Origin of the sequence: Ramlibacter sp., assembly GCF_035627355.1 — a bacterium.
Classification (GTDB): Bacteria; Pseudomonadota; Gammaproteobacteria; order Burkholderiales; family Burkholderiaceae_C; genus Ramlibacter.
Genome location: NZ_DASPLW010000030.1, coordinates 18613 through 32431, shown reverse-complemented (window position 1 = coordinate 32431; position 13819 = coordinate 18613). Strand labels below are relative to the sequence as shown.

Here is a 13819-nt window from a genome sequence, read left to right as displayed (position 1 = left end):
TCCTCGCTCACGCTTTCGCAGCGCCGGCGCTGAACACGCCTGCCCGGCCCTCCAGCCCCGCCTTCACCGCCTCGACCTGGTTCGGGCTGCCGATCAGCGCCTTCTGCTCGCGCGACTCGGCCAGCAGCACGGCATCGGCCCGGACCGGCGAGGCGCCATTGAGCAGGCGCTTGGCGCCGCGGATCGCGTCCGGGCTGCTGGCGGCGATCTGGCGCGCCAGCTGGCGCGCCTCGGCCAGCGGGTCCTCGAAGCTGCGCGTGGCCAGGCCGATGCGCACGGCCTCTTCACCCTCGACGATGCGGCCGCTGAAGGTGAGTTCGCGCGCGACGTCGGCGCGCAGCAGCTCGGTCATGAACACGCAGCCGCTCATGTCGGGCACCAGGCCCCACTTGATCTCCATGACCGAGAACTTGGTGTCGGGCCGGGTTTAGCGCACGTCGGCGCCCAGCGCGATCTGCAAACCGCCGCCGAAGGCCGCGCCCTGCACGGCTGCGATCACCGGCACCGGCAGCTCGCGCCAGCCCCAGGCCACCTGCTGCCAGATGTTGGCCAGGCCGTGCGTGCGCCGCTCGATGTCGCCGAAGCTGCGGTCGCCGCGCATCATGGCCTCGAAGCTGCCCTTGTCCAGGCCGGCGCAGAAGGCGCGGCCCTCGCCGTGCAGCACCACGGCGCGCACGGCGGTGTCGGCGCGCAGGCGCTCGATCGCGCCCGTGATGGCCTCGAACATCGCGGGGTCGAGGGCGTTCATCTTGTCCGGGCGGGCGAGGACGACCTCGGCGACACCGGTGGGGTCTACGCTGACGCGGACTCGTTGATCGTTCATGGACAAGTTACTCCGTTCGTTCCTGTGTCATTCCCGCGAAGGCGGGAATCCAGGGCTTCCTTTGCAGCCGCCGAAGGCGGACGCACTGGATCCCCGCCTCCGCGGGGATGACCAACTTCCGAGCTTTCGCGATGATGGCCGATGGATGGCTCCGCAGGGCATGGCTCGTACCGCGACGCGATTGCCGTCACGCCGGCAGGATCACCCCCTCGCCGCCTTCGTACAACCGCTTCACCAGCTCCGCCCGCCGCTGCAGCACGGCGCGCTGGTTGATGTAGCCCTTGTCGGTGATCTCGCCTGTGTCCACGCTGGGCGGCTCGGCCAGCACCAGCGCGCGCATCGGGCTGTGCGACGAGCTGCCGCCCGCCTCCTCGCGCAGGCGGCGCAGCGCGGCGGACACCTTGGCGGCGAGTTCGGCCTTGTCCATGGCAGCGGCGGCCGGGGTCGGGAAGATCAACAGGCCGATCTCGCTGCGGTCGTGGCCGGTGACCACCACGTCCTGCGCCAGCGGGGCCAGTGCCGACACGGCACGCACGCGCAGCGTGCCGACCGACACCCAGGTGCCGGTGGTGAGCTTGAAGTCCTCGGCCACGCGGCCGTCGAACACCACGCCGCGCTCGGGGTGGGCTTCGTCGAACAGGTAGCCGGCGTCGCCCAGGCAGTAGTAGCCCTCGTCGTCGAAGGCCTCCGTGGTCTGGCGCGGCGAGTTGCGGTAGCCGGGGAAGATGCTGACGCCGCGCACCCGCATCTCCAGCTTCTCGCCGTCGGGCACGAACTTCAGCTCCAGCCCGGGCAGCACGCCGCCGATGACGCCGGCCCGGTCCAGCTCCCAGTGGGCGCTGGTGATGGCCGGCGAGGTCTCGGTGGCGCCCCAGGAGGTGGTCAGCCACACCTCCTCGCCGCGGGCCTTGCGCGCCACGGCCTGCAGGCGCTCCCAGCTGGCCTGCGGCAGCGCGGCGCCGGCGTAGAACACCACCCGCATGCGCGCGAACACCTTCTTGGCCAGCTCGGGGTCGTTCTCCAGGATGGGCAGCGCCACGTCGAAGCCGCGCGGCACGTTGAACCAGATGGTGGGCTGCACCTCGGCCATGTTGGCCAGGGTCTTCTCGATCAGGCCCGGCGCCGGCCGGCCCTCGTCGATCACCAGGGTGCCGCCGTTGCGGAGCACCATGTGCAGGTTGTGGTTGGCGCCGAAGGTGTGGCTCCAGGGCAGCCAGTCCACCAGCACCGGCTTCTCGTGCGCCAGGAAGCGCCACGCCTGCGCGATCATCTGCTGGTTGGCGCACAGCATGCGGTGCGTGTTGATCACCACCTTGGGGTGGCCGGTGGAACCGGATGTCAGCAGGTACTTGGCGTGCACGTCCGGCGTGATCGCCTCGAAGGCCCGCATCACGCCCGGGCCCTCCTTCTTCTCCAGCAGCACGCCGAAGGGGATGGCGCCGGGCACCTGCTCGGCCCCGCGGCCCAGCACCATGGGGCAGTCCAGGCCGCTGCTGCTCATCGCCGCGCCGTACACCGCGGCGTCGGACGCATAGACCAGCGCCGGCCCGAGCGTGTTCAGGATGCCGTGGACCTTGCTGTAGTCCCTGGTCATGCGGCAGAAGGCGCTGGACACCGTGCACACCGGGATGGCCACGTGCATCGCGGCCAGCGCCAGCAGCAGGTGCTCCATGCCGTTGTCCGACAGCACGACCACCGGCGCGTTCGGCGGCAACTGCATGTCCAGCAGCGACTGCGCGATGCGGCCCACGCGCTCGCGCGCCTCGGCCCAGGTCAGGCGCTGCCAGCTGCCATCGGGGTTGCGCTCGGCGAACGCAGGGGCCTGCGGCGTCTCGGCCGCCCAGTGCTCCAGCCATTCGCCGATGCAGCGGGCATAGGGCTTGAGCTGCTCGGGGGAGCGCAGCACGAAGCAGCCGTCGTCGAGTTGGACGCGCACCGCGCGCGGCGGTGCCATGAGATTCGAATCCTTGAGCCAGTCCAGCGACATGTCGTTTCCGTCCGGGTTGAACGGATGACTGTAGCCCCTGGCCGACCAGGGCCGCGATAGGGAAAGTCAGGCTTCCGGGCTCGCACGGGCCGATCAGACCCGCTCGCTCGTCACCGAGATCGGCTCCAGCGATTCCGAATCCAGTTCCAGCCGCAGCAGCTTCACCACCGGGCCGGCGGGCAATTCGCGCGGGACACGGCTGCGGTCGACGTAGACGTTGCCGATGCCGGCGCCCTCGCGCGCGTTGCGGTAGACCGGCAGCCAGTGCACCAGGGTCTGCGGCTTGATGCGGAACTTGAGCCCCGGTGCGGATCGCACCAGGGTGGCGACGGCCACGGTGGGATCCATGTCGGTCCAGCCGTCGTCGTCGTTGGGCGTGACCTGGACCACCTGGCCGTTCAGGACGGCCTGGATCAGTTCGGCATTCGGGATGTTCGGTTTCACGGGCGATGCGTTCACGGTCGAGAGTCCATTGTGGGCAATCTCGCGGCGCGGGCCCTGCTGAGCCAGTCCGACTGTTGCGTGCGCGCTCACGCCGCCGCCGCGGCAGCCGAACCCATCCGCAGGGACCTCGCGTTCCAGGCCCGATCGAAGAAGTGGTACGCGACGGCGTTGGCCAGCGGCTCGATGAGCGCATACGCCCCGCCCGCGGCCAGGCTGCCGGTGAACCACCAGCCGCAGCCGGTCGCCACCACCAGGTGCGACGAGGTCAACAGTGCCGCGCGTACGGTCGCGCGCCGCCGGGCCGGCAGGCGCGAGCGGTCGATCCGCTTGTTCAGCTGGTGCGCCACCCCCGTGTTCAGCAGCGGCTCGACCAGCGCCAGCGCACCGGCGAGCACGAAGCCACCCGTGAACAGCCAGCCCAGCGTGACGGCGATCGCCAGGTGGATCACCGCGAAGCTGGCCGTCTTGGCGAGGGAAGCATCGAGTCGGCGCAGGAGCATGCTTCCAATGTAGGGCTGCGGGCGCGGCATGTGAAATTGCTTTGCGCCATGGCGGCGATTGGGAAAACCCCCGGCAAGGGCCCCACGCCGGTCCGCGCCGGGCCATGATGTGGCTCATGCACGAGGCCTGCGCATGTCCGCCGCCATCGAACCGCTGAGCTGTCCCTTCTGCGGCGCGTCCGTCGGCCTGCGCGTGCGCGTGTGCCCGCACTGCCGGGCGGAGCGCCGCAGCGCGCCGGGCATGACGCCGCGGCAGTTCCGCTGGTTCGCGCTGCTCTGGGCCTCGCTCGCGCTGCCGCTGATGGTCCTGGCCGTCTACCTGGCCGTGCTCCCCTGGACACGCACCGGTGCGCCGCCCGGCTACGCGCTGTCGCTGGTGGGCGCCTCGGAGGCCGCGCCGCAGGCGCGCTGCCGCGTCGTCGTGTTCGAACCGAACGGGCAGCGCAGCGAGCAGGTGAGCGATGGCCCTTGCGGCAGCGCGGGTGCTGCGGGAACACCCGGTCGCGCCGCGGCCGCATCCAGCGACCCGCCTGCGCCGAGCGCCCGGCGGCTGGCATCGGTGCTGCACAGCACGATCGCACTCGCGGGCGGGGCACTGGCCTGCTGGCTCCTGCTGGCGCCCTTGCGGCGGCTGTTCCGCCGCCGTGCAGCGTTCACCTGGGTGCGCCGTCTCGCACAGGGACATCCATGATTGAAGCTGCGCCCGCAGCGAGGCACAGTGGACCGATGCCCAACCAAGACGATCTGATGTTCAGGCCCGACGGCTATGTGCCCAGGCGGTCGCGCAGAGGCCTGGGCGCCGGCCTCCTGCTGGCAGTGCTGGTCGTGCTGGGCGCGCTCTACTGGTTCTACTACGTCCGGGACACCGCCCCCGAGCCCACGACCGTGGAGGCCCCACCCACGGCACCGGCGCAGGCCGCCGCACCCGCCGCCAGCGAGCCCGCCATCCAGCACCCCGTGCCCGCCGCGCAGGCGCCTGCGGACTTCGCCGCTTCGCTGCGCGAGCTGCTGGGCAGCAGCGGGCTGGCCCTGCTGCGCGAGACCGACTTCCCCACCCGCTTCGTCGCCACCGTCGACAACCTGGCGCGCGAGCACGCGCCGGCGGCGGCCTGGCCGGTGCTGCCCACGCCGGGTCGCTTCGCCACCCGCGCCCAGGGCGACGGCGTCGTGATCGCCGAGGACAACGCCAAGCGCTACGCGGCCTTCGTGAACTTCGTCGACAAGGTCGATTCGGCCGCCGCGGTGGATCTCTACATCGGCGCCTACCCGCTGTTCCAGCAGGCCTACGAGAACCTGGGCTTCGGCAAGCGCTATTTCAACGACCGGCTGGTCGAAGTGATCGACCTGCTGCTGCGCACGCCCGAGCCCCCCGGGCCCCTGCAGGTGCGGCTGCTGGAGATCAAGGGCCCGCACCAGCCGGAACGCCCCTGGGTGCGCTACGAGTTCGTCGACGAGCGCCTGCAGGGGCTGCCGGCGGGGCAGAAGATCCTGCTGCGGATGGCGCCCGAGCAGCGCCGCCGCCTGCAGGCCAAGCTCACCGAGTTCCGCGGGCTGATCGTCGCCAAGGCAGCGTCCGCCTCCGCCGCACCGGCCGCCTCCGCCGCGCCGCAGCGCAGCGCCACCACGAACTGATCCCGTTCGCCGGGCCGCTCAGCGCTCCCGCGCCGCGCGCCGCATCGAATCCGACAGCGGCTCCAGCAGGTAGGCCAGCGGCGTGCGCCGCTCGCCACGCAGGAACACCTCGGCCGGCATGCCGGCCTGCAGCTTCAGGTCGCCCGCCTCCGCCAGCGACGCAGAGTCGACCTCGACCTGCACCGCGTAGTAGGCGGCGTGGGTGGCGGGGTCCAGCAGCCGGTCGGGCGAGATGTACACCACCTGGCCCCGCACCAGCGGCGTGGCGCGCGCCTTGAACGCGGTGAAGCGGATCTGCGCCTCCTGCCCCGGCGCGACGCGCTCGATGTCCTCGGGGCGGATGCGCGCGTCGGTCAGCAGGCGGGCATCGGAGGGCACGACGTCGGCGATGGTCTCGCGCGGCGCGATCACGGAACCGGCGGCCGGGTACTTGAGGTCCAGCACCACGCCGCTGGCCGGCGCGCGGATCACCTGGCGCGCGGCGGCGTCCGCCGACTTGCGCAGCTCCTGCTCGAGCTCGGACAGCCGCGCCGCCGCCACCCGCCGCTGTTCGCTGGCCTGCTGGCGATAGTCGCCCTCCAGCGCGCTGATGCGCAGCTGGGCGTCGGTCATGCGCTGGCGCGCCCGCGCCAGCTCGGAGCGGCGCTCCTCGATCCTCGCGCCGTAGTCGGCCACCTGGCCTTCGATCTGCGCCACGCGGGTCGGCGAGATGAAGCCGTCGCCGAGCAGCTTGCGGTTCGTCTCCAGTTCCACCTTCTGGTAGTCCAGCGAGGCGCTCGCCTTCTCCACCTGCGACTGCAGCGCCGCGATCTCCTCGGCCGCGTGCGCCCGCTGCGCCTGCAGCAGCTGCACCTGGCCGAGCACCGCGGCGCGCCGGGTGGCGAACAGCTGCCGCTCCTTGGCCAGCTGTTCGGCCAGGCGCGCATCGGCGTCCGCGGCCTGCAGCAGCTCCGGCGGAAAGGTCACGCTGGCCGCCATCAGCTGCTCGGCCTCCAGCCGAGCCAGGCCGGCGCGCTCGGCCTGCACGCGGTACGCCAGCCGGTTGCGGTCGGCGTCGACCGACACGTCGCCCAGCACCAGCATGGGATCGCCCTCCCGCACCGACTGGCCGTCGCGCACCAGCACCTGCAGCACCGTGCCGCCCTCGGCGTGCTGCACCGGCCGGCGGTCCAGGTCCACCTTGACGTGTCCGGCCGCGACCACCGCCGAGGCCAGCGGCGCCAGCGACAGCCACGCGGCCAGCGGCAGCAGCCCGAAGAAGATCACGACGGCGGCCACACGGCATAGCCGGCGCGCTTCGGCCAGGTGCCGGTCGATGGGCGGCAGTGCCACGGCGGCGAGACCCGTGCTCATGCCACGCTCCCAGCCAGCGATGGGCGCGCCTGCGGCACGCTGTCCGTCCGCGGCAGTGGCATGACCTGCGCGCCGCCGGTCGCCACGGCCTTCGGCTTCATGGCCTGCAGCACCTCCTCGCGCGGGCCGTAGTGGCGCACGCGGCCGCCCTCCAGCACCAGCATCCGGTCGACGTGCCGCACCAGCGCCACCCGGTGCGTCACGACCACCACCGTCACCTGCCCGGCCAGGCCGCGCAGGATGCCCTCCAGCGCCGCCTCGCCGTCGCCATCGAGATTGGCGTTCGGTTCGTCCAGCACCAGCAGCCGCGGCTGCCCGTACAGCGCCCGGGCCAGCGCCAGCCGCTGCCGCTGGCCCGGCGACAGCAGGGTGCCGCCCGGCAGCAGCAGCGTGTCGTAGCCCTGCGGCAGCGACAGCACGAGCTCGTGCACGCCCGCACGGCGCGCAGCCTCTACCACCCGTTCGGCATCGACCGGTCCCATGCGGGCGATGTTCTCGGCCACGGTGCCGGCGAGCAGTTCGACGTCCTGTGGGACGTAGCCCAGCCAGGGGCCGATCTCTTCGCGCGGCCACTGCGCCAGGTCGACGCCGTCCAGCCGCACCGTGCCGGCGCTGGGCTGCCACAGGCCGGTGAGCAGCCGCACCAGCGTCGACTTGCCGGCGCCGCTGGGCCCGACGATGGCCAGCGACTCGCCGGCCGCCAACTGCAGCGACACGCCGGCGAGCAGCAGGCGTTCGCCCTGCGGCGCGTGGAACACCAGCCCCTGTGCCTGCAGCCGCCCGGACGGCGCGGGCAACGCCATGCGCGGCGGCTCGGCATCGGCCTCGGCCAGCAGCGCGGAGAGCCGCCGCAGCGACAGCCGCCCCTCGGCCAGCAGGCGCCAGCTGCCGACCACCTGCTCCACCGGCGACAGCGCGCGACCGAGGAGCAGCGTGGTGGCCACCAGCACGCCGGGCGTGGCCTGGCCGTCGATCACCAGCCAGGCCCCCAGCGCGGGGATCAGCACCTGCACCACCTGGCGCAGCGCCCGGGTCGCCGCTGCCAGCGGGACCGAGCGGCGGGCCAGCGCCTGCTGCACCGTCGCGCAAGCGGTATTGAGCGACTGCCAGCGCTCCAGCACGGCCGGTGCCATGCCCAGCACCTGCACGACCTCGGCGTTCTGCAGCGACGCCTCCAGCGAGCGGGTCGCCTGCGCGGCCTGCGTCTGCACGGCCTCGATGCCGCGCCGGGTGGCCAAGTCGTTCGCCAGCGCCAGCACCAGCATCGCCACGGAGGCCGCCAGCGCTCCCATGCCCAGCACCGGGTGCGCGAGCCAGATCACCCCGACATACACCGCGACCCAGGGCAGGTCCAGCAGCGCGACCAGGCCTTGCGCGGAGAACAGGTTGCGCAGCGCCTGCACGTCGCGCAGCCCCTCGCCCGGCACGCGTTCGCGCGCGCCCGCCATGCGCGCCAGCAGCACTCGCGCCACCCGCGGTGCCAGCGCGTCGGCCACCAGGCTGCCGATCACGCCCTGCAGGCGATTGCGCAGCAGGTCCAGCACCAGCATGAAGGCGATAGCCAGCCCCACGCCCAGCAGCAGCGCGAGCAGCGTTTCCTGGCTGCGGCTGGACAGCACGCGGTCGAACACCTGCAGCATGAACAGCGCCGGGGCCAGCAGCAACAGGTTCACCAGCAGCGACAGCAACGCCACCCAGGCCAGGGGGCGGCGCAGCAGGGCGGCCAAGGCGTCCATCGCCCGCCGCTCAGAGGCCGACCTTGAAGTCCGAGGCGTCGACCGTGCCGGTCAGCCCCGACGGGTCCAGCGTCGCGAACAGGGTGCGCCCGGCCGAAGAGCCGCCGTTCGAGTCGTAGTAGAGGTTGCCGGTGCCGGGGTCGTAGAGGACGTGGACGCCGGCGTCCACGCTCGCCGTGCCGGCGTCGGCAACCGCGAGGAACTCGCTGGGCTGCAGCGTCGTGCCGGCGGCCGATCCGGCGGTTGCCAGGCCGGCGAAGGTCGCCTTGGACAGCATCACGGTGTCGATCCCGCCCGCCTCGAAGTCGGCGATGCGGTCGACGTTGCTGGCGGCGGACAGGGCGGAGTTGAACAGGAAGGTGTCGGAGCCGGCGCCGCCCACCAGCACGTCGTTGCCGTCGCCGCCCTGCAGGTTGTCGTTGCCGGCTCCCGCGACGAGAAGGTCGCCTTGATTTCGGCCGATCAAGATGTCGTTATCTCCGTTGCCGAACAGCAGGTCCCGGCCGCCGTTCCCGCCGCCGCCGTCCAGGGTCTCGCCGCCCGAGGTGCCGGCCACCACATCGGCGCTGCTGCCGTTGCCGGCCACGAAGCCCGGATTGGAGTAGATGTTGAAGGTTCCAGCCAGCGAATAGCCGGCGTAGGTCTGGCCGATCGCGAAGCTGATGGTCTCGATTTCGTTGCTGCCGAAATGGTTCTGGACGGTGATGCTGTGCCCGTCGAGCTGGATCAGCAGGTCGCTGCCGATCTTCTCGAAGTTCAGCGCCGTCAGCACTGCTCCGTCGCCCGTGAGGCTGATCTTGTCGCCATTGCCACCCGGGTCGCTGATCAGGTAGTTGCCGCTGCCGCCTGCGGCGAAGTTGTAGGTGTCCGAACCGGTCGTCGGCTGCGTGGGCAAGGGTGTAATGTCGTCCATGCCGTGGCTCGTGACCGTCACGGTCTGGCTGGCGCTGCCGTCCAGCGAAAAGGCCTCGAAGCTGTCGGTCAGCGACTGGCCCGCGTTCAGCGCCTGCAGCGCCGCCAGGCTGTTGGACACGGCGTAGGTCCAGTTCCCCTCGGCGTCCAGCGTGAAGCTGCCGTAGGTGCCGCCGATCGCGGCCTGCGCCAGGAAGCCGGACTCGCCGGCGTCCAGGTCCGAGACGGTCAGCTGCCCACCGGTGGTCAGCAGCCCGCCATCCACATTGGTGTCCTCCTGCACGCTGCCGCTGGCTACGCCGGCGATGAGGGCGACGTCGTTGGCGCCCTGGATGGTGAAGCTCACATCCTTGGTCGTGCCGTCGAGCGAAGTGATGGTGAAGGTGTCGACGTGGCTGTCGCCGCCGCCGAGGGACTGGACCGCGGTGTTGGCAACGCTGTAGGTGTAGCTGCCATCGGCGGCCAGCGCCAGCGAGCCCAGCACACCGGCTCCTGCCGTCACCGTCGTCTGGAACGAGGCTTCGCCCTGGTCGACATCGGTGATACCGATGGTGCCGGTCGCCGTCAGGTCGCCCGCGACGACATCGGCATCCTCCGTCACCGAGGCGTCGGTCGGCTCGCCGATCACCGCTGCATCGTTCACCCCCTGGATGGTGAAGCTCACGTCCTTGGTCGTGCCGTCGAGCGCACTGATCGTGAAGGTGTCGACGTGGCTGTCGCTTCCGCCAAGGGACTGCACTGCGGCATTGGCGACGTTGTAGGTGTAGCTGCCGTCGGCGGCCAGCACCAGCGAGCCCAGCGCACCGGCTCCCGCGACCACCGTCGTCTGGAACGAGGCCTCGCCCTGGTCGACGTCGGTGATCCCGATGGTGCCGGTCGCCGTGAGGTTGCAGGCGCCACTCACATCCATGTCTTCGGTCACCGAAGCATTACTGGGATTGCCGATCACCGCCGCATCGTTCACCCCATGGATGGTGAAGCTCACGTCCTTGGTCGTGCCGTCCAGCGCGCTGATCGTGAAGGTGTCGACATGGGTCCCGCCGGCGCCCAGCGACTGCACGTCGTCACTGGCCACGCTGTAGGTGTAGCTGCCGTCGGCCGCCAGGTCCAACGAGCCCAGCGCTCCGGGGCCTGCCACCACCGTCGTCTGGAAGAAGTCCTCGTCCTGGTCGACGTCGGAGATAGCTATGGTGCCGGTGGCGCTCAGCTTGCCGTCCACCTCCCCCTCGTCCTCGGTCACCGAGGCATTGGTCGGGCCCTCGATCACGGCCGCGTCGTTCACCCCGTGGATGGTGTAGCTCACCTCCTTGGTCGTGCCGTCCAGCGACTTGACCGTGAACGTATCCACGTGCGTGCTGCCGGCACGGAGCGACTGCACGTCGCCGTTGGCGACGCTGTACGTGTAGTTGCCGTCGGCCGCCAACTCCAGGCTGCCCAGCGCTCCGGGGCCTGCCACCACCGTCGTCTGGAAGAAGCCCTCGTCCTGGTCGACGTCGGTGATCGCTATGGTGCCGGTCGCCGTGAGAGTGCCGGCGTCGCTCACATCCATGTCTTCGGTGACCGAGGCATTGGTCGGATCCTCGATCACGGCCGCATCGTTCATGCCGTAGATGGTGAAGCTCACGTCCTTGCTCGTGCCGTCCAGCGCCTTGACCGTGAACGTGTCCACGTGCGTGTCGCCGGCACCGAGGAACTGCGCGTCGCTATTAGCGACGCTGTACGTGTAGTTGCCGTCGGCCGCCAACTCCAGGCTGCCCAGCGCTCCGGGGCCTGCCACCACCGTCGTCTGGAAGAAGCCCTCGTCCTGGTCGACGTCGGTGATCGCCATGGTGCCGGTCGCCGTGAGAGTGCCGGCGCCGCTCACATCCATGTCTTCGGTGACCGAGGCATTGGTCGGGTCCTCGATCACGGCCACATCGTTCATGCCGTAGATGGTGAAGCTCACGTCCTTGCTCGTGCCGTCCAGCGCCTTGACCGTGAACGTGTCCACGTGCGTGTCGCCGGCACCGAGGAACTGCGCGTCGCTATTGGCGACGCTGTACGCGTAGCTGCCGTCGGCCGCCAGGTCCAACGAGCCCAGATCTCCGGAGCCTGCCGCCACCGTCGTCTGGAAGAAGCCCTCGTCCTGGTCGACGTCGGTGATACCGATGGTGCCGATCGCTGTGAGGTTGCCGGCGTCACTCACATCCATGTCTTCGGTCACCGAAGCATCGCTGGGATTGCCGATCACCGCGGCATCGTTCGCCCCGTGGACGGTGAAGCTCACATCCTTGCTCGTGCCGTCGAGCGACCTGATGGTGAAGGTATCCACGTGGGTGCTGCCTGCGCCCAGCGACTGCACGTCGCCGTTGGCGACGCTGTAGGTGTAGTTGCCGTCGGCGCCCAACTCCAGGCTGCCCAGCGCTCCGGGGCCAGCCACCACCGTCGTCTGGAAGAAGCCCTCGTCCTGGTCGACGTCGGTGATACCGATGGTGCCGATCGCTGTGAGGTTGCCGGCGTCACTCACATCCATGTCTTCGGTGACCGAGGCATTGGTCGGATCCTCGATCACGGCCGCATCGTTCATGCCGTAGATGGTGAAGCTCACATCCTTGCTCGTGCCGTCCAGGGACTTGATGGTGAAGTTATCCACGTGGGTGCTGCCGGCACCCAGCGACTGCACGTCGCCGTTGGCGACGCTGTAGGTGTAGTTGCCGTCGGCCGCCAACTCCAGGCTGCCCAGCGCTCCGGGGCCTGCCACCACCGTCGTCTGGAAGAAGCCCTCGTCTTGGTCGACGTCGGTGATACCGATGGTGCCGTTCGCGGTGAGGTTGCCGGCGCCGCTCACATCCATGTCTTCGGTCACCGAGGCATTGGTCGGGTCCTCGATCACGGCCGCATCGTTCATGCCGTGGATGGTGAAGCTCACGTCCTTGCTCGTGCCGTCCAGCGCCTTGACCGTGAACGTGTCTACGTGCGTGTCGCCGCCACCGAGGAACTGCGCGTCGCTATTGGCGACGCTGTAGGTGTAGCTGCCGTTGGCGGCCAAATCCAGACTGCCCAGGTTGTCGGCCGCGCCAATGACGGCTGTCTGGAACGAATCTTCGCCATCGTCGACGTCGGTGATGCCGATGGTGCCGGTGGCGCTCAGCTTGCCACCCACCTCCCCCTCGTCCTCGGTGACCGAGGCATTGTTCGGGTCCTCGATCACCGCTGCATCGTTCACGCCGTGGATGGTGAAGCTCACCTCCTTGGTCGTGCCGTCCAGCGACTTGATGGTGAACGTGTCCACGTGCGTGTCGCCGGCACCGAGAGACTGCACGGCCTCGTTCGCCACGCTGTACGTGTAGCTGCCGTCAGCCGCCAGCTCCAGGTTTCCCAGGTTGTCGTCAGCGCCGACGACGGCCGTCTGGAACGAATCCTCGCCATCGTCCACGTCGCTGATCGCCAGGACGCCGCTCGCCTGCAGCACGCCGGTGCCCATGTCCGCGTCCTCGGTGACCTCGCTGGCGGCCGGATCGTCGATCACCGCGTCGTCGTTCCTGCCCGTGAGGGTGAAGGTCACCGCCGCCGGCGTGGTCGCCGTGCCGTCCGAGACGCCGTAGGTCACCGTCACCGGCAGCACGACGCCCTCGCCCAGGTGCTGGTAGGCGGCATGGCTGGGGTCGATGGTGAAACTGTGCGTCGCCGCGTCGTAGCTCACGCCAGGCGGCAGGGTCCCCGGCACGTCCACCACCGACAGCACGGCGCCGGCATCCACGTCACTGGCATTGGCCAGCGCGTCCAGCGTGAGCGCGGCTCCGTCTTCGACGGCATTGCCGACCACGGCGCCGGTCACCACCGGGGCGTCGTTCGCGCCGGCGAACTGGATGGTGGCCGTGGCCCAGCTCAGCGTGCCGTTGCCCAGCCGGATCGCGTACGTGAAGCTGTCGTACAGGTACTCGCCCGCATTCAGCGACTGCAGCTGCTGCGCGAAGGCCTCGCCGAGCGTGCCGGGGTCGTAGCCGACACGGCCGTCCGAAGTGATCCAGATGCGCGCGCCGGCCAGGCTGGTGTCGGTGCTGAGCGCCTCGGTCCGCGCCGTGTCCTGCACCAGCAGGTCGACCGGGCGCAGCGTCGTTCCGTCGCTGAGCCCGTCGTCCAGCGCGTACAGCGTCTTGGCCGCGCCGCCCTTGTCATTGAGCATGACATCGAGCCAGACGACGCAGGTGGAGTCCTCCGTCAGCTCCGTGGCGCCGGAGAGGAACAGGTCGTCGCCGGCTTGCGGCGTGTTGCCGAAGGAAGTGACGTTGATGGCCATGCTGGGCGCCTTTCGGGTTGCGTCCCCGTATTGGCGCGGGACGGCGGCACGGCTTCAACGCAGGAACCTACTGGAAAGGCTCAGCCGTTTGTCATGGGTGGCATGGGAGCGATGTACTGTCCGGCTCGGGTGCCCGTGGGGACAAGGTCGTTC

At 70.4% G+C, this 13819-nt stretch carries 8 protein-coding genes and 1 pseudogene; 2 read left to right on the top strand and 7 right to left on the bottom strand.

The window, feature by feature from the left end; translation table 11 throughout:
• Positions 1-7: 7 nt before the first annotated feature.
• From VEC03_RS08225 to VEC03_RS08210, 4 genes and pseudogenes are all read right to left on the bottom strand, one after another.
• A pseudogene (locus VEC03_RS08225) lies at positions 8-823 on the bottom strand (crotonase/enoyl-CoA hydratase family protein).
• 187 nt (positions 824-1010) lie between these two features.
• Positions 1011-2810: a feruloyl-CoA synthase gene (locus tag VEC03_RS08220; protein ID WP_324914278.1), complete on the bottom strand. Its 1800-nt coding sequence runs from the start codon at positions 2808-2810 to the stop codon at positions 1011-1013.
• Between the two features lie 93 nt (positions 2811-2903).
• Positions 2904-3269: a hypothetical protein gene (locus VEC03_RS08215; protein ID WP_324914277.1), complete on the bottom strand. Its 366-nt coding sequence runs from the start codon at positions 3267-3269 to the stop codon at positions 2904-2906.
• 71 nt (positions 3270-3340) lie between these two features.
• Positions 3341-3754 carry a DUF2061 domain-containing protein gene (locus VEC03_RS08210; RefSeq protein ID WP_324914275.1) on the bottom strand — a complete coding sequence of 138 codons (414 nt, stop codon included), beginning with the start codon at positions 3752-3754 and terminating at the stop codon, positions 3341-3343.
• 133 nt (positions 3755-3887) lie between these two features.
• Between VEC03_RS08210 and VEC03_RS08205 the strand changes: the two genes are divergently transcribed.
• Together VEC03_RS08205 and VEC03_RS08200 are read left to right on the top strand one after the other, a co-directional pair.
• Positions 3888-4445, top strand: a complete 558-nt coding sequence (locus VEC03_RS08205) for a hypothetical protein (protein WP_324914273.1) — start codon at positions 3888-3890, stop codon at positions 4443-4445.
• A gap of 56 nt (positions 4446-4501) precedes the next feature.
• On the top strand, positions 4502-5386 hold the full coding sequence (locus VEC03_RS08200; RefSeq protein WP_324914272.1) for a DUF3014 domain-containing protein: 885 nt from the start codon (positions 4502-4504) through the stop codon (positions 5384-5386).
• An 18-nt stretch (positions 5387-5404) separates the two neighbouring features.
• Here VEC03_RS08200 and VEC03_RS08195 read toward each other — a convergent pair whose 3' ends face one another.
• The 3 genes from VEC03_RS08195 to VEC03_RS08185 are packed head-to-tail and all read right to left on the bottom strand — an operon-like array spanning position 5405 to position 13666.
• Positions 5405-6739 carry an HlyD family type I secretion periplasmic adaptor subunit gene (locus VEC03_RS08195; RefSeq protein WP_324914271.1) on the bottom strand — a complete coding sequence of 445 codons (1335 nt, stop codon included), beginning with the start codon at positions 6737-6739 and terminating at the stop codon, positions 5405-5407.
• Positions 6736-8475, bottom strand: a complete 1740-nt coding sequence (locus tag VEC03_RS08190) for a type I secretion system permease/ATPase (protein ID WP_324914269.1) — start codon at positions 8473-8475, stop codon at positions 6736-6738. Before VEC03_RS08190 ends, VEC03_RS08195 begins: the two co-directional genes overlap by 4 nt.
• A 10-nt stretch (positions 8476-8485) precedes the next feature.
• Complete coding sequence (locus VEC03_RS08185) at positions 8486-13666, bottom strand: VCBS domain-containing protein (protein ID WP_324914268.1); 5181 nt, start codon at positions 13664-13666, stop codon at positions 8486-8488.
• Positions 13667-13819 lie beyond the last annotated feature (153 nt).